We start from the raw sequence: 23,738 nt of genomic DNA on the forward strand, positions 1-23,738 counted from the left end.
CCGCGCTGCGCGTCGCCCGCCGGCGCCCCGTCGGCGGTGGCGTCCGCCCCCCCGTGACGTCCCACCCGTTCCGTCGCGCCCCGTGCGACGAGGAAGCGATGCCCTCATGTCCACAACGGACACCTCAGGCCGGCCGCTGCACCTGGCCGTCGCGCTCGACGGCGCCGGCTGGCACCCCGCCGCCTGGCGCGAGCCCGGCGCCCGGCCCGGCGAGCTGTTCACCGCGCGCTACTGGGCCGACCTCGCCCGCACCGCCGAGCGCGGGCTGCTCGACCTGCTCACGATCGAGGACGGGTTCGGCCTGCAGTCCGGGGACCACCTCCACGGGGCACAGCGCCGCACCGACCGGGTCCAGGGACGCCTCGACGCCTCGCTGGTCGCCGCCTTCCTCGCCCCGCTGACGTCGCGGATCGGGCTGGTCCCGACCGTCACCACCACCCACACCGAGCCGTTCCACGTCGCGTCCGCGCTGGCCACCCTCGACCACGACAGCCACGGCCGTGCCGGCTGGCGGGTGCAGACCTCGGTCCGCGCCGACGAGGCCGCCCACTTCGGGCGCCGCACCGTCCCCGGGCTGCGCCGCGCCGACCTCGACACCCCGGCCGGCCGCGCGCTGGTCGCCGAGCTGTTCGGGGAGGCCGCCGACGTCGTCGAGGTCGTGCGCCGGCTGTGGGACTCCTGGGAGGACGACGCCGAGATCCGCGACGCGCTCACCGGGCGCTTCGTCGACCGCGACAAGCTGCACCGGGTCGACTTCGCCGGGGAGCACTTCGGCGTCGCCGGCCCCTCGATCGTGCCGCGTCCGCCGCAGGGCCAGCCGCTGGTCCTGTCACTGGCCCACGGCTACGAGCCGGCGTTGCTCGCCGCCCGGGTCGGCGACGTCGTGGCCACCACCCCGCACGACGCCGACGACGCCGCCCGCATCGTCGCCCAGGTCCGCTCCGCCGAGGCCGCGGCGGGCCGCACCGCACCGCCGCTGCGCATCCTCGGCGACGTGGTCGTGGTGCTCGCCGACACCCAGCGCGCCGCCCGCGAGCGGCTCGCCCGGCTCGACGCACTCGACCCGCTCTCCTCCGACGCCGCGATCCTCGCCACCACCCCCGCCGGGCTCGCCGACACCCTGCTGTCCTGGCGCCGCGCCGGGCTCGACGGTTACCGGCTGCGCCCGGCCGTCCTGCCGACCGACCTCGACGCCGTCGTCGACGGCCTGGTCCCCGAGCTGCAGTCCCGCGGCGCGTTCCGCACCGCCTACGGCGAGACCACCCTGCGCGAGCGCTTCGGGCTGCCCAGGCCCGCCAGCCGCTACGCCGCCGGGGCCGTGTCCGCCGTCGTCCCGACCTTCTCCGGAGCCACCGCATGAGCAACAGGAAGCAGATCGTGCTCGGCGCCTACTTCCCGGGCGTCAACCACGACACCGTCTGGAGCGACCCGGCCTCGGGCAGCCACATCGCCTGGGAGTCGTTCGAGCACTGGGCGCGCACCGCCGAGCGCGGGCGCCTCGACCTGCTCTTCCTCGCCGAGGGCCTGCGGCTGCGCACCCGCGGCGGGGAGATCTTCGACCAGGACGTCGTCGGACGCCCGGACACCTTCACCGTGCTCGCCGCGCTGGCCGCGGTCACCGAGCACATCGGTCTGGCCGGGACGATCAACTCCACCTTCAACGAGCCCTACGAGCTGGCCCGCAGGTTCGCGACGCTGGACATCCTCTCCGGCGGGCGCGCGGCGTGGAACGTCGTCACCAGCTCCGACGCCCCCACCGGCGAGAACTTCCGCCGCGGCGCCTACCTCGGCCACCACCAGCGCTACGAGCGTGCCGGGGAGACCCTCGCCGCGGTCCGGGCGCTCTGGGACTCCTGGGGTTCCGACGCCGTCGTCGCCGACCCCGCGTCGGGCACCTTCCTGCGCGACGGCCACGTCGGCGACTTCGCGGTCTCGGGCAACCAGTTCGACATCGCCGGGCGCTTCACCACCCCGCGCAGCCCGCAGGGCCACCCCGTCGTGCTGCAGGCCGGCGAGTCCCCGGCCGGTCGCGACTTCGCCGCCGCGTCCGCCGACGCGATCTTCTCCCGGTACCAGAAGTTCGACGAGGCCCGCGCCTTCTACGACGACGTCAAGGCCCGGGTCCGCAAGGCCGGCCGCGACCCCGACGAGGTGCGGATCCTGCCCAGCGCCGGCGTCGTGCTCGGCGACACCGACGCCGAGGCCCGCGAGCGTCACGAGTACATCCACGACCAGCAGGTCGACCCGTGGACCTCGATCGTGCTGGCCGAGATGGTCTGGAACCGCGACCTGTCCGGCTACGACCCGGACGGGCCGCTGCCCGACGTCGAGCCCACCCCCGAGGCCCCGAAGTGGATCGAGGGCCGGGCCCCGCTGACCCAGGACGCGCACGCCACGGTCGCCGCCTGGCGCGAGCTCGCCGATGCCCACGGGTACTCGCTGCGCGAGACGGTCAAGCACGTGTTCGACCGCGCCGTGTTCGTCGGGACCCCCGAGCACGTGGCCGACGAGATCGACCGCTACGTCCAGAACGACGCCTCCGACGGGTTCATCCTCGGCTCCCACGTCAGCCCGTCCGGCCTCGACGAGATCGTCGACCGGGTGGTGCCGATCCTGCAGGAGCGCGGGGTGTTCCGGACCGACTACACCCCGGGCGCGACGCTGCGGGAGAACCTCGGTCTCGCGCACCCGTCGCGGTTCGGCGAGCGCCACACCCCGGCTGTGACGGCGTGAGCCGCCGGTTCGGGTCCGGGCGGGGCGTGACCGCCGGCCGCTGCGCGGTGCTGCTCGCCGCCACCGCGCTGGTCCTCACGGCCTGCGGATCGGGCGCCGGTGGCGCCGGTGACGATGCCGGGCCGCCCCGTCCCGGCGGCACCCTGGTGTTCGCGGTGTCCTCGGACCAGGGCTGCGCCGACCCGCAGCAGGTGCAGAGCAACGACTCGATCTACTCGCTGCGCCAGATCGTCGACTCGCTCACCGACCAGGACCCGTCCACCGGGGCGATCGTGCCGTGGCTGGCGACCCGCTGGTCGTCGAACGCCGACGCCACCGCCTGGACCTTCACGCTGCGCCAGGGCGCGACCTTCTCCGACGGCGCCCCGGTCGACGCGGCCGCGGTCAAGGCCAACTTCGACCGGGTCGGCTCGCTCGGCGCCCGCGGCAGCCTGCCCAAGGGCTACCTGGCCGGGTACGTCGGCACCGACGTCGCGAGCCCGACCGAGTTCACCGTCCGGTTCTCCCGGCCCAACGTGCAGTTCCTGCAGGGCACCTCCACCCACAGCCTCGGCCTGCTCTCCCCGGCCAGCGCCGCCCGCTCCGACGACGAGCGCTGCGCGGGCGTCGTCGGCTCCGGGCCGTTCACCCTCGAGCGCTACGCCAAGAACGACGTCACCGTGCTCGCCAAGCGGGCCGGCTACGACTGGGGCTCGCAGCTGTTCACCCACCCCGGCGAGGCCTGGCTCGACCGGGCCGAGTTCCGCGTCGTCCCCGAGTCCGGGGTGCGGGCGGGCAGCGTGCAGTCCGGCGAGGTCGACGCGATCGCCAGCGTCGGCCAGCAGGACGAGGCCCCGCTCACCGCGGCGGGCGTGCAGCTCCCGGCCCGGCCGAACCCCGGCCTGCCGTTCGGGATCACGTTCAACCAGGGCACGCCGCTGGGTGCCGACGCCGCCGTCCGGGAGGCGGTGAGCCGGGGCATCGACCGCAACGAGGTCGTCGCCGCGGTGTACCCGAGCCAGACCCGCGCGGCGACGAGCCCGCTGTCGTCGACGACGCCGTCCTACGCCGACCAGTCCGCGCTCGTCGGCTACGACCCGGCCGCCGCGACCGCCGCCCTCGACCGCGCCGGCTGGGTGCCCGGTCCGGACGGCATCCGCGCCAAGGGCGGGCAGCGGCTGACCGTGCCGCTGACCTTCGCGCAGAACATCGGCACGACCAAGCCCGCGCTGGAGCTGATCCAGCAGCAGCTGCGCCGGATCGGGATCGACGTGGCGCTGCGCGAGGTCCAGATCGCCGAGACCCAGGCCGTCCTCGACGGCGGTGACTTCGTCGCCGCGTGGGGCAACCTGACCCGGGCCGACCCGGACATCCTGCGGTCGACCTACGGCACCGACGGAGTCAACCGGTACCGGTTGCCCGACGGGCCGCTGCAGGCACCGCTGCTGGCCCAGGCCGCGACGGTGGACCCCGCGCGGCGCGCGGCACTCGTCGGGCAGGCGCAGGCGCTGCTCGCGCAGCGCTTCGACACCGCGCCCGTCGTCGAGCTCACCACGGTGCTCGGCGTCGGCCCGGACGCGCACGGGGTCGCGTTCGACGCGTCCTCGCGCATCCAGCTCCACGACGCCTGGAAGTCCGACGCGCGATGACCCTTCCCTACCTGCTGCGCCGCCTCGGGCTCGCCGCCGTCGTGCTGTGGGCGGCGTGGACGGTCAGCTTCGTCGTGCTGTACCTGCTGCCCGGTGACCCGGTCGCGACCATGGCGTCGGCGTCGGACGGCGAGCCGGTCTCCCCGGCCGAGCTCGCCGCCCTGCGCGCCCGCTACGGCCTGGACCAGCCGCTGCCGGTGCAGTACGTGACCAAGCTGTGGGCCGCGCTGCACGGCGACCTCGGGACCTCCTTCGTCAGCGGGCAGGACGTGCGGACCGCCGTCGCCGAGGCGCTCCCGCCGACCCTGCAGATCGCCGCGGCCGGGCTGGTCGTGGCGGTCGTCGCGGGCACCGCGGTCGCCGTCGCGGCGACCTGGGTCCGGTCGCCGTGGCTGCGGCAGGTGCTGGCGTCGCTGCCGTCGCTGGCGGTGTCGCTGCCGGTGTTCTGGGTCGGGCTGATGCTGGTGCAGCTGTTCTCGTTCTCCCTCGGCTGGCTGCCGTCGGTCGGCGACCGCGGTCCGGAGTCGCTGGTGCTGCCCGCGGTCACCCTCGGGCTCCCGACCGGCGCGCTCGTCGCCCAGGTGCTGGCCAAGAGCCTCGGCCAGGCACTGGACTCGCCCTACGTCACCACCGCCCGCGCCAAGGGCGTCGGCGAGGCCGCGGTGCACCTGCGCCACGCGCTGGGCAACGCCGCGATCCCCGCCCTCACCGTCCTCGGCTACGTCGTCGGCAACGTGCTCGCCGGGTCCGTCGTCGTCGAGACGGTGTTCACCCGACCCGGCCTGGGCCGGCTCACCGTCGCCTCGGTCGGGGCGCAGGACATCCCCGTCGTCCAGGGCATCGTGTTGTTCGCGGCACTCGCGTTCGTCGTGGTCAACCTGCTCGTCGACCTGGCCTACCCGCTGCTCGACCCGCGGGTCGCCGTCGCCTCCGGGAGCTCCCGATGACCCTGCTCGACCGCGACCTGGCCACCCCGGCTCCCGCGCCCGGCGCGGAGCCGGTTCCGGCCCCGCGCCGCCCGGCGGCCCGGCTCGGCCGCCTCCTGCGGGCCCGGCCCGGGCTCGTGCTCGCCGCGGCGATCGTGCTGCTGGTGCTGACCGCGGCGTTCGTGCCGTCGCTGCTCGCCCCCGGCGACCCCGCCGTCGGCGACACCGCACGCCGGCTGTCCCCGCCCGGACCGGGCCACTGGTTCGGCACCGACCACCTCGGCCGCGACGTGTGGACCCGCGTCGTGCACGGCGCCTCGCTGTCGCTGCAGGCCACGGTGATCGCGGTCGCCGTCGCGCTCCTCGCGGGCGGGCTGATCGGGCTGGTCGCCGGGTTCGCCGGTGGCTGGGTCGACGAGGTCCTCATGCGCGGCGTCGACGTGCTGCTCGCCATCCCGGCGATCCTGCTGTCGCTCGCGCTCATCACCGCGCTCGGCTTCGGCACGGTGAAGGTGGCGATCGCGGTCGGCGTGGCGAGCGTCGGGAGCTTCGCCCGGGTGATGCGTGCCGAGACCCTGCGGGTGCGCCGCGCCCTCTACGTCGAGGCCGCCCGCGCCGTCGGCACCCGCTGGTACGTCTCGCTGTGGCGCCACGTCCTGCCCAACGCGGCCGGACCGGTCGCCGTGCTCGCCGTGCTGGAGTTCGGGCTGGCGATCCTCGCGGTGTCCGCGCTGAGCTTCCTCGGCTACGGCGCCCCGCCACCGGCCTCGGAGTGGGGCTCGCTGGTCGCCGACGGCCGGAACTACCTGGCCGTCGCCTGGTGGGTGTGCGCGATGCCGGGCCTCGTCATCGCCGCGACCGTGCTGTCGGTCAACCGGATCGCCCGGGCCCTGGACGGCGAGTGGAGGCGGTCGGCATGAGCGCCCTGCTGGAGGTGACGGGTCTGGAGGTCGCCTACGCCGCCGGTGGCGGGACGGTGCACGCCGTGCGCGGCGTCGACCTGACCGTCGCGCCCGGGGAGGTCGTCGCCGTCGTCGGGGAGTCCGGGTCGGGCAAGACCACCCTGGCCTCCGCGGTGCTCGGGCTGCTGCCCGCCGCAGGGTCGGTCACCGCGGGCACGGTCGCACTCGACGGCACCGTCCTCACCGGGCTGTCCGAGCGCGCCTACCGGTCGGTGCGCGGAGCCCGGATCGGGTTCATCCCGCAGGACCCGGGCGTCGCGCTGAACCCCGTGCAGAAGGTCGGTGTGCAGGTCGCCGAGGGCCTGCGCGCCCACGGGCTCGCCGACCGCCGCACGGCCGCGGCCCGCGCCGTCGAGCTGCTGGCCGCGGCCGGTCTCGACGATCCGGGGACCCGCGCCGGGCAGTACCCCCACCAGCTGTCCGGCGGGATGCGCCAGCGGGTGCTCATCGCGATCGCCCTCGCCGCCGGACCCTCGCTGGTCGTCGCCGACGAGCCGACCAGCGCGTTGGACGCGACCGTCGCCCGCCGGATCCTCGACCACCTCGACGCGCTGCGCCGCGAGCGGGGCACCGCGCTGCTGCTGATCACCCACGACCTCGCCGTCGCCACCGACCGGGCCGACCGGATCGTCGTGATGCGGCACGGTCGGGTCGTCGAGCAGGGCACCCCGGCCGAGCTGCTCGCCGGGGCGCAGGACCCCTACACCCGGGAGCTGCTCGCCGCCGCCCCCGGTCTCGCGATCACCGCCCCGCCGGTGCTGCCGCCCGTCGACACGGCGGGGACCCCGGTCGCCGAGGTCCGCGACCTGGTCAAGGAGTTCCCGCTGCCGCGGGCGCGAGGGTCCTGGACGCGGCGCACCCACCGCGCCGTGGACGGGGTGTCGTTCACGATCGCCCGCGGCGAGACCGTCGCGCTGGTCGGGGAGTCCGGCTCGGGCAAGTCGACGACGGCGCGGCTGCTACTGCGCCTGGAGGACCCCACCTCCGGGCAGGTGCTCCTCGACGGCGAGGACGTCACCCGCGTCCGCGGCGAGGCGTGGCGTCAGCTGCGCCGCCGCGCCCAGCTGATCTACCAGAACCCCTACGCCTCGTTGGACCCCCGGTTCGCCGTCCGCGAGATCGTCACCGAGCCGCTGCGGGCGTTCTCCGTCGGGTCGGCCGCCGAGCAGGCCGACCGGGCCGCGGAGCTCGTCGACCGGGTCGCGCTGCCGGCCGGGGTGCTCGACCGGCGGCTCGAGGAGCTGTCCGGGGGACAGCGCCAGCGGGTCGCGATCGCCCGCGCGCTCGCGCTCTCGCCGGACCTCGTCGTCGCCGACGCGCCGGTGTCCGCGCTCGACGTCTCGGTGCAGGCCCAGGTGCTGGAGCTGCTCGCCGAGCTGCAGCAGCGCGACGGCCTGTCCTACCTGTTCATCTCGCACGACCTCGCCGTGGTGCGGCGGGTCGCGCACCGTACCGGCGTCCTGCGCGACGGACGGCTCCGCGAGCTGCGGCCCACCGCGGAGCTGTTCGACGACCCGCAGGACGAGTACACCGCAGAGCTGCTCGCTGCGATCGCCGGTAGACGGGCGGGGGTGGTGTCGTGACCCGCACCGTCCTGTCCCGGCGGCGTCACATCGACTACGTGCGGATCTCCTCGACGCTGTGTCGTCGCGGCCGATCGACCCGACCGATCGACCCCGACAGCCACGTCACCAGGAGACATCCCATGAGCGTTCCGACCCTGCCCACCACCGATCCGGGTACCCAGCTGCTCGACGGGCTCGACGCCCTCGTGCGGCGCCACCGCGCGCTGCGTGGCGGCGGCGACCCCGTCAACGACGCCCTGCACGCCGAGCTGATCACCGCCGAGGTGGCCCAGCAGCTCGCGGCGGCCCGCACGGCGCTGCGCCGCCGACCGCGCGTCGCCTGATCCCCGTCCGCCGGGACGCGGCACGCCCGTCGCGTCCCGGCGGACCCGGGACGACGCCGAGATGCAGCTCAAGGGGCGCGGAGTGACCCCGTGCGCCCGCTGGGCCGCATCTCGGCGGGCGAGGGAGCGCGCGCCACGGTGCCACCGGGCAGCCGGCGTACGGCCACCGCCCGGGCGCGGTACTGCTCAGGACCGCGCGATCCGGCCGAGTACGGCCACGGTGCGGGCCCGCTCGGCGGCGTCGCCCAGCGGGCTGACCAGCAGGTCGGTGGCGCCGGCGTCGGCGTAGCGGGCGATCCCGGCCGCGATCGTGTCCTCGTCCCCGGCGACGACGAGCCCGCCCGGGGAGCCCAGCCCCTCCCGTTCCAGCACCCCGGCGTAGGACGGCAGCCGGGCGTAGTCCGCGTAGTCGACCGCGGCCGCTGCCCGCACCCGGTCCGGTGCGGTCGTCGCCGACACCGGCACCCCGACGACCACCCGCGGCGACGGCCGTCCGGCGGCCGCCGCGTCGAGCAGCGGCCGGACGTGCTCGGAGATCGTCCGCGGCCCGGTGAGGAAGGTGATGGTGCCCGTGGTCCGCTCACCCGCCAGCCGCAGCATCCGCGGGCCCAGCGCACCGAGCAGCAGCGGGACCTCGGGCGTGGCGCCGGGCACCGCCGTGTCCGCCGGGTCCGACCCGGGACCGGACGAGCCGGGGACCCGTTCGCCGCGCAGCAGCGGGGCGAGCACGTCGAGGTGGTCGGTCAGCGCGGCCACCGGCCGCGTGAACGGCATGCCGTACACCTCCAGCAATCCCGGGTGGCTCACCCCGAGACCGAGCGTGAGCCGCCCACCGGACGCCGCCTGCACGGTCAGCGCCTGCGCGGCCAGCACCCGCGGGTGCCGCGGCTGCACCACGACGACCGACGCGCCCAGCTCGACGTCGGGGACCTCGCGGGCGACGGCGGCGTACAGGGTGAGCGTGTCGGCCCCGTACCCCTGGGGCAGCCACACCGTGCGCAGCCCGGCGGCGGCCACCACCCGCGCCCGCGCCACGATCTCCTCGACCAGGTTCGCGGGTGGGGGATCATCGAGCCCGGCCGCGAGGTTGACACCGATACCGATCATGGGGTCCACCGTCCGCCGGCGGCCGGGACCGGACCAGGAGCGAACCGATGGGGGTACCCGTGGTGACAGGATCGGCGTCGGCGCGTGTGCGGCCCACGACGACGACCGACCGCCGCCGGGAACTCGGCGCCTGCCTGCGCTCCTACCGTGAGCGCGTCGCGCCGGCCGCGGTCGGTCTGCCCGACCGCGGCCGGCGCCGCACGCCGGGGCTGCGCCGCGAGGAGGTCGCGGCGCTCGCCGGGGTCGGTCTCACCTGGTACACGTGGCTCGAACAGGGCCGGGTGACCGCCTCGGACGAGGTGCTCGCCGCCGTCGGCGGGGTGCTCGGCATCGACGCCCCCGGGGTCGCACACCTGGTCCGGCTGTCCCGCGACGGCGCGGCCCCGGCGGCGACGGCGCCCGAGGAGCTGCTGCCGGTGCTCACGAGCTGGCCCGGTGACCCGGCGGCGCTGCTCGACGCCCAGCTCGGCGTCGTCGCGGTGAACGACGCCTGGGAGGCCGCGATCGGCCGCCCGGCCGACGGGCACCCGGGACGCCGGCACGTGCTGTGGCAGCTGGCCGCCGACCCCGCGGCCCGTGCCCGGATCGGCCCCGACCCCGACGAGCTGCTCACCGCACTGCACCGCAGGTTCCGGATGGCCTCCGACCTCGACCCGGCCGCCCCGGGCACCCGCGGGGTCCGCGACGTCCTGCACGCCGAGGCCCCGGAGCGGGCCCCGCTGTGGGAGTGCCGCGGGGTCGGCGCGTTCGGGCGGCCCCGGGTACGCCTGGGCGGTGTCGAGCGCACGGCCTACCTGCTGGGCGAGGCCGGCGCACCGGGGGCGGCGGTGCTGGTGCTGCTGCCGTCCTGACCCCCGCGGCCCCGGTGGCGGTTCGCCGACGGTCGCACCCGGGCCGCGGTCGTCGCACCCGCCGCGACGGGTGCGACGACCGCACGGGCGGTGCGGCGGGCCTACTTCACCTCGTTCAGCCGCCCGGTCGCGACGTCGAACACGAAGCCGCGGACGGCGTCGGTGTGCGGGATGAACGGGTTGGTCCGGATCCGGGCGAGCGACTGGCGGACGTCCTCGTCGAGGTCGTCGAACGCCTCGGCGGCCCACTGCGGCTTGATGCCGGTCTCGTCGCGGATCGAGGCCTTGAACGCGTCGTCGGTGAAGGTCAGCATCCCGCAGTCGGTGTGGTGGATGAGGATGATCTCCTCGGTCCCCAGCAGCCGCTGGCTGATCGTCAGGGAGCGGATCTCGTCGTCGGTGACGACGCCGCCCGCATTGCGGATGACGTGGGCGTCGCCCTCGGCCAGGCCGAGGATGCGGTAGACGTCGAGCCGGGCGTCCATGCAGGCGACGACGGCGATCTTGCGTGCCGGCGGCAGCGGCAGCGGGCCGGAGAAGCTCTCGGCGTAGCGGGCGTTGTTCTCGAGCAGTTCGTCGGTGACGGACACGGGGTCCTCCGGAGTGGTGGTCGGTGACGCGGGCGTCGTACCCGCGCGCGATGCACGGGGCGGCCACGCGGCGACCCGGGGGTCGCTACGCGGCCCACCGACACAGCTCGTCGAACGCGACGATGCGCCGACCGGGCCAGAACGGCTCGAGCAGGGTGCGCATCACCGCATGATTCGATCGCGATACCCGGTCCGGAGCAAGGAGCCGTCCACCGGATGGACCTGCGGCGGGATGTGTCCGGACACATCCCCGACCCACGGGGGTCAGGGCACCGGGAGGGCGGGGTACCCGATCGGACTCCGGTCGCCCTCCCAGCCCCAACGGCGCACCGGGACCGAGCTGACGTCGTAGGCGTCGACGGCGAGGTCGGTGTCGATCCGGACGACCGCACCCCAGTCGGCCTGGCCCGGGACGTCGGCAGTGTCGATCCGGGTCGCGACGACCTGCTCGGTGGTGGTGCGGCGCATCGCCGCGAAGCTGCCCCCGGCGACGTCGGCGAAGGACACGTCCACGGCGAACCCCAGCGACGACGGACCCAGGACCAGGTAGCGCGGGGTCTGCACCAGACCGGCCCGGACGGCGGGCAGGTCGCGCAGACAGGGCGCCGCCCAGAGGATCGACCAGTCCACGTAGACCGGCCCGTCGGCGTCGCGCAGCATCGGCACCACCGGCGCCGAGGTGACCACCCGCGGGGCGGCGGCGGCCACCCAGCCGCCCGGCCCGACGGTGGTGTCGACGGCGTGCAGCCGCACCCGGTCGACGTCCGCCGGGAACGCGGAGACGGGCACCCGCACGGTGCGCCAGCCCGACCGGTCCAGCGGCACGGCCTCCTGCACCCGCTCGGCGGGGTAGGTGCCGCGGGCGCCGGTCGCGGTGTCGTCCAACGACACCCGGCCGTCCGGGCCCGGCGAACCGGCGCGGGCGTACTCCAGCTCCAGGGTGTTGCCCTGCCCGGTCCGCCCGGCGACGTCGACCGACAGCACCCGGTCCGGTGGCCCCGGTGTGACGGCGAACCAGCGGGTCCGGAGCTCGCCGGTGGTGCCCGCTCCGCCGTCGAGGCTGCCCCAGGCGAGCCCGCCGCGCGGCGGGGCGTCGACCCAGCCACGGCCCTCGGTGAACCCGGTGAGCGTGTCGGCGCCGCCCGCGGCGGGCAGCGCGCCCCCGTCGACCCCGACCGTGACGTGGTCGAGGATCCCGCAGGTGTCGCGGCCGGTCAGCTCGCTCCACAGCTGTCCGCCGACGCTGTAGCCCCCGCCCTGGCGCACCGGGGCGACGACGAACGACGCCACCACCACCGACACCCCGGTGAGCAGGGCCACCACGACCACCCCGGCGGGCAGCGCCGCCGCGGCCCGGGCCACGCAGTCCCGCCCGGTCCGGTGCCGTCCGTGATCCGCCCGTCGACCTGCCAGCAGACCTGCTCGTCGGCCCGCCCGGTGGACCGCGGCGGCCGACACGACCAGCACCGCCAGCGCCACCAGCGCCCACACCAGCGGCGAGTCCAGCGGCGTGAACGGGCCGTCGGCGCGCGGCACACCCCAGCCGGACCACAGGAACCACTCGTTGCGCCCGCTGAAGGCCAGCGCGGCGAGTACGGCCGCCGCCACGGTCCCGGCGGCGGCCGCGCCGCGCACGGTCGGGTCGCCGGGCCGCCGGGCCGCGGCCACCACCAGCACCACCCCCGCCGCGGCGGCGAGCGCCCCGACCCCGGCGAGCGTCCCGAAGTAGTGGGTCCACTTCGACGGTGCCGGGGTGAGCAGCACGAACCCGAGTGCGAGCCCGACCAGCGGCACCGGGGCCCACCGCAGACCGGGACCCCACCGGTGCGCGCCGCGGGCGACCAGCGGCAGCGCCGCGACCAGCAGGGCGATGGCGAGCAGCACCGGCACCCGGCGGCCGAGGCCGCCCTGCTCGGTGCCGAATCCGAGCAGGTAGTCCCATCGGCGCAGCTCCTGGAACCACGGTGTGGCCGGACCGTAGAACTGGTGCATCTGCGTGGCCCGCGCGACCGTGTACAGACTCTGCCCGGTGAACACCGGCGTGAGCCCCGCCGCGGCGATCCCGGCCGCGGCGACGGTCGCCGCCACCCCGACGGCGATCCCCCCGCCGCGGTGGCGGACGACCCGCCGCCACAGCGCGGGCAGCAGCAGCACCAGCGGACCGGCGACGGTCACCGCCGACGGCGTCACCGCCAGCGCCAGCCCCGCGGTCAGCGCCGCGGCCGCGGTCCACGTCCCGCCGCGGAGCCCGGGCCGGGCGGCGGCGCGCAGCGCACAGCACAGCGCCGCGGTCGTCGCGAGCGCCGCGAACGGCTCGGGGCGGACCCCGAGGTTCAGCGGCAGCCACCACGCCAGCAGTGCGACGCCGAGCGTGCCCCGCACCCAGGCCCGTCGGTGGTGGCGGGCCAGCACCGCGGGCAGCGCGACCCGCGACAGCAGCAGCCACACCGCGATCCCGGCGAGCACCGACGGCACACGCAGCACCAACGGCCCCACACCGGTCTCGGCCAGCGCCCGGACCAGCCGGATCACCAGCGTGTACGGCGCCTCCGAGGCGTTGCCCCAGCGGTAGACGTTGCCGAAGTCGCCGGTCGCCGTGCCGGTCGCGTTGCGCGCGATGGCCTCGGTGAAGCCGTCGTCGGTCGACAGCGGCCCGAGCACCGTCCACCCCGCCAGCGTGGCGACGACGAGCACGTCCGCGGCGGCCCGCCCGATCCCGGCCGGGGTGCCCACCGCGGCCAGCCGGGCCCGCCGGACGCGGGCCGTCCCGCGGCGGCGCCGGAACCGGTCACCGGCCAGACGGGCCAGCAGCACGGCGGCGACGGCGGCGGCGAGCCACTGCAGCCCGAGCAGCGCCGTCTTGGCCGGCGACGAGGCGGCGGCGAACCAGTCCGCGGTCCGCGCGGTGACCCGCAGCCCGTCGGCGTCGGCGGGGGAGAGCTGGGTGCCGAACGCGGCCACGGCGCGCACGACATCGCCGGGGAAGGCGCGCGGGGCGCCGTCGCCGAGGGTGACCCGGGACCCGGCCTCGTCGGTGTCGAGGACCAGCCCGCAGGCGTCGCCGGACGGGACGGGCGCGCGCAGCAGCTCGCGGCCGCCGACCTGGACCCGCAGCTCCCCGCCCGCCCCGGTGAGCACGGCGAACCCGGTCCCCGGGGCACCGGGCCGCTCCGAGCCCACGACGGTCGTCGATACCCCGGTTCCGGCGGAGCGGGCCTGCGCGGCGCGCAGCACCCGGCAGAGCACCTCGACGCGCACCGCCTCCGGCGCGGCGGGCTGGAACGCCGCCGTCGTCGACGTGGGCCGCTCGCCCGCCCGCGGCCAGGACACGGTCGTCGTGCGGGTGTCGACGGGGGCGAACGGCACCAGCACGGCGAACAACCCCGCCAGCAGTCCGGCGACCAGGGTCGCGACCACCAGGCGACGGGAGACGGGCGACGGGGCGGAGCGGTCTGAGGGGTGCATCGACTTCCGGATCGACTCGGCGGGGGGAGCGCGGCGCGGGACCGGGCCGTCCGTCCGACGGCGGCGACCGGCACCGTGTGCAGGCCGGTCACGCCGTCGGGGATCGAGCCGTGTTCCCGTTCCGTCTGCACCGTGCCGGTCCGCTCGGTCGCGCGCACGCGCAGGGTGCGCTCACCGGGTCCCGGTTCGATCTCGATGCGCCACGTCCGTCGTGACAGCAGGGTGTTCGTACGACGGCGGGCCCGGGGTTCGCACCCCGGGCCCGTCGTGTCGTGCGGCGGTCGTCAGCTCTTGGGCATGAGGACCTTGTCGATCACGAAGACGGTGGCGTTCGCGGTCGGGATGTTGCCGCAGAGGATGTTCGCGGTGTTGCCCTGGCCGTCGGTGACGGTGGGGGCCTCGGGGGTGCCGCCGATGGTGAGGTCGCCGCCGGCCAGCTCGGTGAGGGTCTTCTTCTCCACGATGCCCGCGGCGTCCAGGCGCTCGGGGGTCACGTGGTAGGAGAGCAGCCCCTGCAGGGCACTGGTGTCGGCCAGCAGGGCGTTGAACTTCTGCTCGCCGAGCTGCTTCTGCACCGCGGCGAAGGCGTCGTTCGCCGGGGCGAAGACGGTGATGCCCTTCTGCTGGTTCAGGGTGTCGGCCAGGCCGGGGACCTTGCCGACGGCGGTGACCAGCGTGGTCAGCAGCGGGTTGGTGCTCGCGGCGGTGGCGACCGGCTGCGGGCCCATCGAGTCGAGCGAGCCGGGCTCGTTGCCCTGCGGCAGCTGGCTGCAGGCCGGGCCGAAGACGTCGGCGTTGGTGGTGACGCCGTCGGCGGCGGCGGTGGTTGCCGGTGCCGAGGAGGTGGCCGGGGCCGCGGCCGGCGGGGCGGCGGTGTCGCTGCCGCCGCCACAGGCGGTGAGGCCGAGCGACAGGGTGGCGAGCAGACCGACGGTGGCGAGGGTGCGAGAAGCGCGCATGGCTGGATTCCCTTTCGAGGAAACTGTCTGTCCTACATGGACTGTCGATTGATTGTTCGGGTCGTGGGGCCGGGCGGTTCGGGTGTTCCGGAAGATTTCCGGATCTTTTTTCGACGGCTCGGGAATCGGTTCAGACGACGGTGACGATGGTGCTGGGCCACCCCGTCGCACCGTCCGGGATCGGGTCGCCACGGACGTCGGTCTGGACGAGCCCGCGGCGGTCGGTGGCGCGGGCGGTGAGCGTGTGGCTGCCGGGGGAGAGGTCGAGCTCGGCCCGCCACATCCGCCAGGTGTTCGGGTTGACCTCGGTGGCCAGCTCGGCGCGGACCCACGGGCCGTCGTCGGCGCGGACCTCGACGGCGGTGATCCCGACCGGCTGCGCCCACGCGACCCCGGCGACCTGCACGCGCCCCGCCGGCAGCCGGGAGAACCCGACCGGGGCGTCGATGCGGCACTGGGTCTTGATCGGGGCGCGCTCGGCCCAGCCGCGGTCGCGCCAGTAGACGCTGCGCTCGGCGAAGGTCGTCAGCTCGATGTCGGCGAGCCACTTGGTGGCCGAGACGTAGCCGTAGAGCCCCGGGACGACCATGCGGACCGGGAACCCGTGCTCGACCGGCAGCGCCTCGCCGTTCATGCCGAGTGCGAGCAGCGCGCCGCGGCCGGGCTCCAGCACGGTCGCGGTCGGGGTGCCCGCGGTCCAGCCGTCGCGGCTGGTGGAGACGATCTGGTCCGCGGCCGGGTCGACGCCGGCCTCCAGCAGCAGCGGGGCCAGCTCGACGCCGACGAAGTCCGCGGTGGACACCAGGTTCCCGCCCACGGTGTTGGAGACGCAGGTCATCGTGATCGTCCGCTGGACCAGCGGACGTCGCAGCAGGTCGTCGACGGTGAGGACGAGCTCGCGCCCGACCCGGCCGTGCACCCGCAGCGACCAGTCCTCGGCCCGGACCGCGGGGATCGTCAGGGCGACGTCGATCCGGTAGAAGTCGGCGTTCGGGGTGACGAACGGAACGGTCCCGAGCTGGGGGAACGCGGCCGAGGCCGGCACCGGCGGCGCGGTCTCGGCGAGCGTCGCCGCGGCCAGCCTGCCGGTCAGCGCGGCCCGTGAGGCCATGATCCCGCTGCCGGCGGAGGACAGCGCCAGGCCGGTCCCGCCCACGACGAGCGTCCCGGCGGCGACCGCCGCCGACGCCCCGGTGAGCACGGTGCGCCGGGGGACACCGTCACCGTCACCGGCGCCGCCGTCCCCGGTGCGGGTGGTGCCGGGACGGCGGGCGAGGCCGTCCAGCCCCCGCTGCACCGCCACACCCACCACCAGCGCGACGACCGGCGCGGCCAGGTCGGTCGCGGTCGGCACCGGCCCGGTCAGCACCGCCGCCACCGCGAGCAGCCCCAGCACGGCGACCGCGGCGGTTCCCACCACCGCCCGCCGGCGCGCCGCGAGCCCGGCCAGTGCGCCGAGCAGCACCAGCAGCACACCGATGCCGGCGAGCAGGACCGGCTTGTCGGCCGTCCCGAACGCGGACTTGGCGAACTCCACCACCGGCTGCGGCGAGAGCCGCACGACCGCGTCGCCGACCGCCACGAACGGTGACGACGCCGGCGCCACCAGGGCCGCCACGAGGTGCCCCGACGCCACCGCCGCAGCGATCGCCAGCAGTTCCACCAGGATCGCCACGGAACGCGACGGAAGGACCAGGGGCCCGTTTCCCTCGGTCCGGTTCTCGGTCAGCACAACCGTTCTTCGGAACCCCGGCGGAAACGGTTCGACCGGCCCGCGGATTCCGCCGCGGAACGGGGTCAGGTCAGGCCGAGCGACTCCGGCTGCACCGGGATCGGGGCGTCGGCGCCGAGCCCCTTCTGCGCCGCCGCGGTCCGGACGGCCTCGATCACCAGCGGCACCGCGGCCCGCCGCGCGGTGGTGGTGCGGTAGGCCAGCGACACCGTGCGGGTGAGGGCGTCGCCGAGTGCGACGATGTCGACCCCCGGCGGGCGCAGCGCCAGGCCCAGGTCCGTCACCAGGGTGACACCGAGCCCGGCCGCGACCATCGCCATGGCGGTGGCCTGCTCCTCGACCTCGTGGTCGATCCGCGGCTCGAAGCCCGCGCTCTGACAGGCCAGGCGGGCCGCCTGCCCGAAGTGCGACCGGGCGGGCGAGACGATCCACGGGTGCTCGGCCAGCTCCGCCAGCATCACGCTCGCGGCGGGCACCGCCCCGGCGGGCACCGCCGCGTAGACCCGCTCGACGGCGATGACCGCCCGCTCCAGGCCCTTGTCCCACGTCATCGGGTAGTTCGAGTAGTCGATGACGAACGACAGGTCGAGCTCGCCGTCGCGCACCGCGGCCGCTGTCTCCTCCGGGGCGAGCTCGCGGGTGCGGACCTCGACACCGGGGTGGGTGCGGGCCAGCGCGGTCAGCGCGTCGGGCAGCAGACCCGAGGCGACCGAGGCCCACACCCCGGCGGTGAGCTTCGCCGCAACGGTCTCGCCCGCCTCCTCCAGCGCCTGGGTGGCGCGCTCGACCGAGGCGAGGATCTCCTCGGCGTGCTCGGCCAGCAGGACACCGAGGTCGGTGAGCTGGACCCGGCGCCCCCTCCGCTCGAACAGCCGCGTCCCGACGTCGCGCTCGAGCTGCGCGAGCTGCTGGGACACCGCCGACGCCGTGTAGTGCAGCGCCGTCGCCGCCGCCGTGATGGTTCCCCGCCGGTGCAGCTCACGCAGCATCCGAAGCCGAGACAGGGACAGCTCCATGCGACCGAGCCTATTGCGCTGTGCAGGAACGGTGAACAGCGGCGTGAATGATCCGTAAATGGACGCGGGGCCCGGTGCGCCCGCAACCTGGGGCCACCGGTCGGGAACGACTGCCGCCGGGGGGACGACGAGGTCCGCGATGTCGACGAGACCGGAACGGCCCCTGGTGGCGACGACCGGTGCAGTACGAGCAGGAGGTGGGTCGCCATGACGACGATGCAGAACCCGGCCGGGGGCACCCCGCAGACGGCGGCCACGGCCGCCCCCTACGTCCCCGGCGCCCCGGCGCCCACCGTCGCCCCGGTCGTCCGCCGTCCCGAGCCCTACATGCGCCTGCAGTGGAACGACGCCGTGACCGGCGCCGTCGGCTACCTGGTCGTGCACACCCTGCGGGCGGGGCTCGCCACCGGCGGCACCCGGATGCGGGCCGGCTGTACGTTGTCCGAGGTCGAGGACCTCGCACGCGGCATGGCCAACAAGACCGCCACCTTCGACCTGCCGATCGGCGGGGCCAAGGGCGGCATCGACTTCGACCCGAAGGACCCGCGTGCCGTCGAGGTGCTGCAGCGCTTCTGCGAGGCCATGCGCCCCTGGATCGACGCGCACTGGGTGACCGCGGAGGACCTCGGCGTCCCGCAGCACCTGATCGACGAGGTCTTCGAGAAGCTCGGCCTCGGCCAGAGCTACCACGCCGCGATCAGCCGCGCCGCCGACCCGGCCGCCACCCTGGAGCGGGTCCGCACCGGGCTGAAGGCCGAGGTCGACGGCGGGTTCGAGCTGGGCGACGTGATCGGCGGCTACGGCGTCGCGCACGCCTGCCTGGCCTCCGCGGTGTCCTGGGGCCAGATCCCGGCCGACACCACGGTCGCGATCCAGGGTGTCGGCACGATGGGCGGTGCGGCCGCCTACTACCTGCACGAGGCCGGGATGAAGGTCACCACGCTGGCCGACGCCGCGGGCACCCTGCACTGCGCGGACGGGCTCGACGTGCCCACGCTGCTGGACCTGCGCGACGGCTACGGCGAGATCGACCGCTCCCGGCTGCCCGCCGGCGTCGAGCAGCTCCCGCGCACCGCGATCCTGTCGGCCGAGGTCGACATCCTGGTGCCGGCCGCGATCTCCTACGCGATCACCCCGGACAACTCCTACGACGTCCGCGCCCGCGTGATCGTCGAGGCCGCGAACGCCGCGACGACCCCGGAGGCCGAGGCCATGCTCGCCGCGCGCGGGGTGCCGGTGCTGCCGGACTTCGTCGCGAACGCCGGTGCGGTCGCCTGGGCCTGGTGGCTGCTGCTCGGCGAGGTCGACGACGACCCGCAGAACTCCTTCGACCGGCTGCGCACCGTGATGCACGCCAAGGTCGCGCAGCTGCTGGCCGCGTGGACCGAGGACGGCGTCACCCCGCGCGAGACCGGGCACCGTTGGGCCGACGACCCGGCGCCGACCACCGGTCCGGTCGTCATCCCCTGATCCCACACCCGGCGCCCCGGGCCGCCGTGCGACACCCCGACGGTGGGTGCCGCGCGCCGGCCCGGGGCACCGGTACGTGTCGGGGTGGGTATCCGGGTGAACCGCGGCGCGCGTCGGGCCGGATCCTCGGGACATGACTCCCGTGACCACACCGCAGCCGGTGCTCGGCACCATGAACTTCGGCACCCGGGTCGACGAGGCCACCTCGTTCGCGCTGCTCGACCGCTTCGTCGAGCGCGGCGGCGTCTGGCTCGACACCGCCGATGTCTACGCGTTCTGGAACGACCCGGCCGGGGAGCCCGGAGCGAGCGGGTGCTCGGAGCGTGGCTCGCGGCGCGGCCCGGCGTCCGCGAGCAGGTCCGGATCTCCACCAAGACCGGGGTGCGGGGCGGGCTCGGAGCCGCCGCGGTCCGCACCGCCGCACGGGGCAGCCTGGACCGGCTCGGCGTCGGGTCGGTCGACCTGTTCTGGGCGCACGTCGAGGACCGCCGCACCGACCTCGACGAGACGGTCGCCGCGCTCGGTGCCCTGGTCACCGACGGGCTGGCGGCGCGGCTGGGCGCGTCCAACCACGCGTCGTGGCGGGTCGAGCGGGCCCGTGCGGCCGCCGCCGCGCAGGGCGTCGCCGCGTTCGACGCCGTCCAGTACCGGCACTCCTACGTGCTCCCGCGCCCGGGCGCGGCGCTGCCCGACTCCGGGCACATGCTGCTCGACGCCGGCGCGGCGGATCTCGCGGCGACCGAGGGCCTGACCCTGTGGGCCTACACGCCGTTGGTCAACGGGGCCCTGACCCGCACCGACCGCGCCCTGCCCGACGCCTACGACCACCCCGGCACCACCGCACGGCTGGCCGCGCTCGACGCCGTCGCCGCCGACACCGGCGCCACCCGCAACCAGGTCGTGCTCGCCTGGATCATGACCGGGGGGCACGGCCGGACCGGGCTCGCGGGCGAACTCGCCGTCGGACCGGCATGGCCGCTGGTCGGGGTCAGCCGGACCGCCCAGCTGGACGAGGCCCTCGACGCCCGGGACCTGCACCTCACCGAGGAGCACCGGGCGGTCCTCGACGGCGCGGCGTGACCGCGGCCGCTCAGCCCCGGCGGTCGTCCCGCTCGCGTTCCGCCCCGAACTCCCGGTCGTGCCGCAGCCGGGCGTCGACGTGCTGCTCGGCACGGCGCGCCTCCCGGGTCGCCGCGGCCGCCCCCACCGGGTAGCCGGCCTTCATCACCCGGGTCTCGCACGCCTCGACCGTGTAGACCGCCGAGTAGAAGTAACCGATCACCGCGCCCGAGGCGATGGCGCCCAGCCGCACCCACGGCGGGCCGGGCACCACCAGGTACAGCAGGGCCAGCAGCGGGATCAGCTGGACCGTGGTGCGGACGAGGTGGCGCAGCACCCAGGTGCGGGTGGTGACGTCGTGGAGCACCCAGCGCCGGTTGCGGGCCGGCAGCCGGGCGCCGAAGGCGTAGGCCACCCAGCGGAACGGGTTCGGCCGCCGGATCGGGTCGTCCATCTGCAGGTTCCCTCCGGGTCGGGCACCCGGGTCAGACACCCGGATGCCGGACGAGCACGGCGAACGGGTCCGTCCAGTGCCGTCCGGCGTTCTGCGGGGCGACGGTCACACCGTCGGCACCCGGCAGCGGCTGCGGCAGCGGCCTGCCCGCCGCCGCGTCGGCGACGAGCTCACGCACCCGCTGCCCGGCCCGATGGTAGAACTCCAGCTGCACCGCCCGGCCGAACAGCCCGAAGCCGAGCCGGAACAGCGGGTTCGGGATGTGCGCGGGCCGGGAGAACGCGCGGATGACGAACTCGACGTCGCCGGTCGTGAGGGTCTTGACCACCTCGTAGGTGAGCCGGCCCTCCTCCAGGTGTCCGTGCAGGGTCTCGTAGGTCCAGCCCCAGACGCGCCGGCCGTCGACGGTCTCGTCGACCAGCCCGGTGACCCGGACGCCGAGGTGGAAGCGCATCGGCCCGAACCGGCCCTCCAGCAGCATGTCGCGGCCCAGCAGCGGGTCGGCCGGGCGGAACACGCCACGCAGCCGGTTCGGGGCGGTGAACTGGTAGTCGCGCAGGATCGCGCAGGCGCGTTCCCAGGCGCCGTCGGGCACCGGGTCACCGGGGGGCTCGGTGCCGACCAGCGCCCGGCCGTGGTCGACGTGCCAGCGCGGGTCGTGGGAGTCGATGGGGGTCTCGGCGTCGTCGAAGTTCACGCCGCGTGCGGCGAGCCCGTCCAGGTCGGCGCGACGGTCCTCGGGGCCGGGGCGCTTCAGGACCGAGCGCCCTTCTCCTCGCGCCGCATTGCGTCGCCGATCAGCCAGAACATCGACGGCCACAGGCCGACGAAGATCGCGCGGCGTTCGGCGTTGCCGCGCTCGTCCTGGTCCACGGTCTTCGCGCGCAGCCACAGCGCGATGGCGAAGCCCACCGAGCCGAGGGAGAACCACTGGAGCTGGGCACCGCGCACACCGGCCCGGTGCAGGACACGTCCGACCGTCATGGCGGTCCGTTCCCCGCTGCCGGCGGATGTAATCCCGCACAGGGGGTACCCGTGGTCGATGCGGACCCCCACGACGGCCTCGACGAGCGGACGGACCACCCCGGTCACCGGTGACCGGCGGTCCCGCCGGGTGTCGGCGGTGCTCCGCTGGCCGGTGGGTCTGCTGCTGGTGTCGTGGCGCTACTTCTGGCGCACCACACCGATCCACCGCAGCGACGTCGTCGGCGACCTGGGTGACCTCCCGCCCGCCTCGCCGCAGGGCGCCGACGCCGACGACGTCCAGCGCCCGTCGGACGGGTACGGCACCCTGCTGCACCGGCGCTACGGCGTGCGCATCCGCGGGTCCCGGTGCAGCCCCGAGGAGCTCATGACGCGCCTCGCCGCGGACCCCGACCGCTGGTCACCGGAGTTCGCGGTGTTCCGCCGCACTCGCGGCGAGCCCGGCGGGATGGACGTCGGCGACGAGTTCCTGATCCGCATGCCCGGCCCGTGGGACGGCCCGGTGCGGGTGGCCGCCGCCGGGCCCACCGAGTTCTCCTTCGTCACCCTGGACGGGCACCTGGAGGCCGGTCGGATCGACTTCCGCACCCGTCGCGACCCGGATCACCCGGAGATGCTGCGCTTCGACATCGAGTCCTGGGCACGGCCCGGGGACCGGCTGTCGCACGTGCTCTACAACACGCTGCGCGTGGCCAAGGAGGTGCAGTTCAACATGTGGACGCACGCCTGCATCCGGGCGGCCGCCATCGCCGGCGGCCGGCCGGACGGCGGCGTGACGGTGCACACCCGGCGGTTCCCGACCACCCGGTGACGCGGCGGGGCAGACTCGCCGGTCATGAGCACCGACGCTTCCGCCTTCACCGAGATCTCCTACGACGTCGACGACCGGGTCGCCACGATCACCCTCGACCGTCCGGACCGGCTCAACGCGTTCACCGCGACGATGGCCCGCGAGCTGATCGCCGCCTACGACCGCGCCGACGCCGACGACACCGTCCGCGCGATCGTGCTCACCGGTCGCGGCCGCGGCTTCTGCGCCGGCGCCGACCTGGGCCGCGGCGGCTCCTCGTTCGACCCGACCGACCCGGAGCGTGCCGCGGACCGCGCGGGCATCGGCACCATCGGCGGCGTCGTCCGCGACGGCGGCGGCACCGTGACCATGCGGATGGCGGCGTTGCGCACCCCGGTGATCGCCGCCGTCAACGGGCCCGCGGTCGGCATCGGGGCGACGATGACGCTGCCCGCCGACATCCGCCTGGCCGGCGCCTCGGCCCGGTTCGGGTTCGTGTTCGCCCGCCGCGGGCTCGTCCCGGAGGCCGCGTCGAGCTGGTTCCTGCCCCGGATCGTCGGCGTCTCCCGGGCGATGGAGTGGGCCGCGACCGGCCGGGTGTTCGACGCCGCCGAGGCCCTCGACGGCCGGCTGGTCTCCCGCGTCCTGCCCGACGACGAGCTGCTCGGCGCGGCGTACGCGATCGCCCGCGAGATCGCCGACAACACCTCGGCGGTGTCGGTCGCGCTGACCCGGCAGCTGCTGTGGGGGATGCTCGGCGCGCCCAGCCCGTGGGACGCCCACCGCGCCGACTCGGCCGCGATCGCGCACCTCGGGCAGGGCCGCGACGTCGCCGAGGGCGTCACGTCGTTCCTGGAGAAGCGCCCGCCCGCCTTCCCCGACACCGTCTCCGAGGACTACCCCGGCCACGTCCTGCCGCACTGGCCCGCCCCGCCCGCCGACCTGACGGACTGAAATCCGGGTGCGCCGGTGCCCCCGGCGCCCCTACCGTGCCCCCGTGGCCTCGATACGCCTGCGCGTCGCCCGACGGCGGCGCCACACCTGATCCCTGCCGATCTCCTGGCGCCGCCGTCCGAGCAGCCGGTCCTCGTACCCCTGCCGGG

At 75.7% G+C, this 23,738-nt stretch carries 21 protein-coding genes and 1 pseudogene; 13 read left to right on the forward strand and 9 right to left on the reverse strand.

The annotated features are described in order from the left end of the window. Positions 1 to 106: 106 nt before the first annotated feature. From Ae331Ps2_RS19050 to Ae331Ps2_RS19080, 7 genes are all read left to right on the forward strand, one after another. Positions 107 to 1,360 carry an LLM class flavin-dependent oxidoreductase gene (locus Ae331Ps2_RS19050; protein ID WP_075307365.1) on the forward strand — a complete coding sequence of 418 codons (1,254 nt, stop codon included), beginning with the start codon at positions 107 to 109 and terminating at the stop codon, positions 1,358 to 1,360. Continuing rightward, positions 1,357 to 2,733, forward strand: a complete 1,377-nt coding sequence (locus tag Ae331Ps2_RS19055) for an NtaA/DmoA family FMN-dependent monooxygenase (RefSeq protein WP_075307363.1) — start codon at positions 1,357 to 1,359, stop codon at positions 2,731 to 2,733. Before Ae331Ps2_RS19050 ends, Ae331Ps2_RS19055 begins: the two co-directional genes overlap by 4 nt. Continuing rightward, positions 2,730 to 4,361, forward strand: a complete 1,632-nt coding sequence (locus tag Ae331Ps2_RS19060; RefSeq protein WP_233147603.1) for an ABC transporter substrate-binding protein — start codon at positions 2,730 to 2,732, stop codon at positions 4,359 to 4,361. Before Ae331Ps2_RS19055 ends, Ae331Ps2_RS19060 begins: the two co-directional genes overlap by 4 nt. Continuing rightward, positions 4,358 to 5,308 (forward strand): ABC transporter permease, encoded by a 951-nt coding sequence (locus tag Ae331Ps2_RS19065; RefSeq protein ID WP_075307361.1) that lies wholly within the window; start codon positions 4,358 to 4,360, stop codon positions 5,306 to 5,308. Before Ae331Ps2_RS19060 ends, Ae331Ps2_RS19065 begins: the two co-directional genes overlap by 4 nt. Further along, on the forward strand, positions 5,305 to 6,207 hold the full coding sequence (locus Ae331Ps2_RS19070) for an ABC transporter permease (RefSeq protein WP_075307359.1): 903 nt from the start codon (positions 5,305 to 5,307) through the stop codon (positions 6,205 to 6,207). The genes Ae331Ps2_RS19065 and Ae331Ps2_RS19070 overlap by 4 nt, the downstream gene beginning before the upstream one ends. Beyond that, the gene (locus tag Ae331Ps2_RS19075; protein ID WP_075312061.1) at positions 6,204 to 7,832 is read left to right on the forward strand and encodes an ABC transporter ATP-binding protein; all 1,629 of its coding nucleotides are present in this window, start codon (positions 6,204 to 6,206) and stop codon (positions 7,830 to 7,832) included. Before Ae331Ps2_RS19070 ends, Ae331Ps2_RS19075 begins: the two co-directional genes overlap by 4 nt. Before the next feature lie 122 nt (positions 7,833 to 7,954). Further along, positions 7,955 to 8,158 carry a hypothetical protein gene (locus tag Ae331Ps2_RS19080; protein ID WP_020622181.1) on the forward strand — a complete coding sequence of 68 codons (204 nt, stop codon included), beginning with the start codon at positions 7,955 to 7,957 and terminating at the stop codon, positions 8,156 to 8,158. A gap of 186 nt (positions 8,159 to 8,344) precedes the next feature. Here the strand turns inward: Ae331Ps2_RS19080 and Ae331Ps2_RS19085 are convergent, their stop codons facing one another. Continuing rightward, positions 8,345 to 9,265 (reverse strand): TIGR03564 family F420-dependent LLM class oxidoreductase, encoded by a 921-nt coding sequence (locus Ae331Ps2_RS19085; RefSeq protein WP_043276436.1) that lies wholly within the window; start codon positions 9,263 to 9,265, stop codon positions 8,345 to 8,347. Between the two features lie 86 nt (positions 9,266 to 9,351). Between Ae331Ps2_RS19085 and Ae331Ps2_RS19090 the strand changes: the two genes are divergently transcribed. Beyond that, positions 9,352 to 10,116: a helix-turn-helix domain-containing protein gene (locus Ae331Ps2_RS19090; protein WP_075307357.1), complete on the forward strand. Its 765-nt coding sequence runs from the start codon at positions 9,352 to 9,354 to the stop codon at positions 10,114 to 10,116. Between the two features lie 101 nt (positions 10,117 to 10,217). Here Ae331Ps2_RS19090 and Ae331Ps2_RS19095 read toward each other — a convergent pair whose 3' ends face one another. The 5 genes from Ae331Ps2_RS19095 to Ae331Ps2_RS19115 form a co-directional block, all read right to left on the reverse strand. After that, positions 10,218 to 10,706: a carbonic anhydrase gene (locus tag Ae331Ps2_RS19095; protein ID WP_020622184.1), complete on the reverse strand. Its 489-nt coding sequence runs from the start codon at positions 10,704 to 10,706 to the stop codon at positions 10,218 to 10,220. 264 nt (positions 10,707 to 10,970) lie between these two features. Then, a complete protein-coding gene (locus Ae331Ps2_RS33990; protein WP_158071508.1) occupies positions 10,971 to 14,123 on the reverse strand; it encodes an arabinosyltransferase domain-containing protein in 3,153 nt (1,050 codons plus the stop codon). 332 nt (positions 14,124 to 14,455) lie between these two features. Further along, entirely contained in the window at positions 14,456 to 15,130 is a 675-nt protein-coding gene (locus Ae331Ps2_RS19105; RefSeq protein ID WP_075307353.1) for a fasciclin domain-containing protein, read from the reverse strand. Between the two features lie 130 nt (positions 15,131 to 15,260). Then, positions 15,261 to 16,805 (reverse strand): molybdopterin-dependent oxidoreductase, encoded by a 1,545-nt coding sequence (locus tag Ae331Ps2_RS19110; RefSeq protein ID WP_249265580.1) that lies wholly within the window; start codon positions 16,803 to 16,805, stop codon positions 15,261 to 15,263. 122 nt (positions 16,806 to 16,927) lie between these two features. Beyond that, on the reverse strand, positions 16,928 to 17,878 hold the full coding sequence (locus tag Ae331Ps2_RS19115) for a LysR family transcriptional regulator (RefSeq protein WP_075307351.1): 951 nt from the start codon (positions 17,876 to 17,878) through the stop codon (positions 16,928 to 16,930). A gap of 327 nt (positions 17,879 to 18,205) precedes the next feature. Here Ae331Ps2_RS19115 and Ae331Ps2_RS19120 point away from each other — a divergent pair, with 327 nt between their 5' ends. From Ae331Ps2_RS19120 to Ae331Ps2_RS19125, 3 genes and pseudogenes are all read left to right on the forward strand, one after another. After that, on the forward strand, positions 18,206 to 19,348 hold the full coding sequence (locus tag Ae331Ps2_RS19120; protein WP_075312057.1) for a Glu/Leu/Phe/Val dehydrogenase dimerization domain-containing protein: 1,143 nt from the start codon (positions 18,206 to 18,208) through the stop codon (positions 19,346 to 19,348). Positions 19,349 to 19,520: 172 nt separating this feature from the next. Next, positions 19,521 to 19,568, forward strand: a pseudogene (locus tag Ae331Ps2_RS34320) (hypothetical protein); the annotation flags it as partial. 92 nt (positions 19,569 to 19,660) lie between these two features. Next, positions 19,661 to 20,428 (forward strand): aldo/keto reductase, encoded by a 768-nt coding sequence (locus tag Ae331Ps2_RS19125; RefSeq protein WP_233147601.1) that lies wholly within the window; start codon positions 19,661 to 19,663, stop codon positions 20,426 to 20,428. A gap of 10 nt (positions 20,429 to 20,438) precedes the next feature. Here Ae331Ps2_RS19125 and Ae331Ps2_RS19130 read toward each other — a convergent pair whose 3' ends face one another. The 3 genes from Ae331Ps2_RS19130 to Ae331Ps2_RS19140 are packed head-to-tail and all read right to left on the reverse strand — an operon-like array spanning position 20,439 to position 21,845. Then, positions 20,439 to 20,861, reverse strand: coding sequence for a DUF5313 family protein (locus Ae331Ps2_RS19130; RefSeq protein ID WP_075307349.1), 423 nt, complete (start codon positions 20,859 to 20,861; stop codon positions 20,439 to 20,441). Positions 20,862 to 20,892: 31 nt separating this feature from the next. After that, positions 20,893 to 21,558, reverse strand: a complete 666-nt coding sequence (locus Ae331Ps2_RS19135; RefSeq protein ID WP_233147600.1) for a DUF1990 family protein — start codon at positions 21,556 to 21,558, stop codon at positions 20,893 to 20,895. Between the two features lie 56 nt (positions 21,559 to 21,614). Further along, on the reverse strand, positions 21,615 to 21,845 hold the full coding sequence (locus Ae331Ps2_RS19140) for a hypothetical protein (protein ID WP_043277734.1): 231 nt from the start codon (positions 21,843 to 21,845) through the stop codon (positions 21,615 to 21,617). A 58-nt stretch (positions 21,846 to 21,903) separates the two neighbouring features. Here Ae331Ps2_RS19140 and Ae331Ps2_RS19145 point away from each other — a divergent pair, with 58 nt between their 5' ends. Then, positions 21,904 to 22,656, forward strand: a complete 753-nt coding sequence (locus tag Ae331Ps2_RS19145) for a DUF1990 family protein (RefSeq protein ID WP_083695753.1) — start codon at positions 21,904 to 21,906, stop codon at positions 22,654 to 22,656. Positions 22,657 to 22,680: 24 nt separating this feature from the next. Continuing rightward, positions 22,681 to 23,589 (forward strand): enoyl-CoA hydratase-related protein, encoded by a 909-nt coding sequence (locus tag Ae331Ps2_RS19150; protein WP_075307347.1) that lies wholly within the window; start codon positions 22,681 to 22,683, stop codon positions 23,587 to 23,589. Positions 23,590 to 23,738: the final 149 nt, after the last annotated feature.

The sequence above is a fragment of the Pseudonocardia sp. Ae331_Ps2 genome (assembly GCF_001932405.1).
Classification (GTDB): domain Bacteria; phylum Actinomycetota; class Actinomycetes; order Mycobacteriales; family Pseudonocardiaceae; genus Pseudonocardia.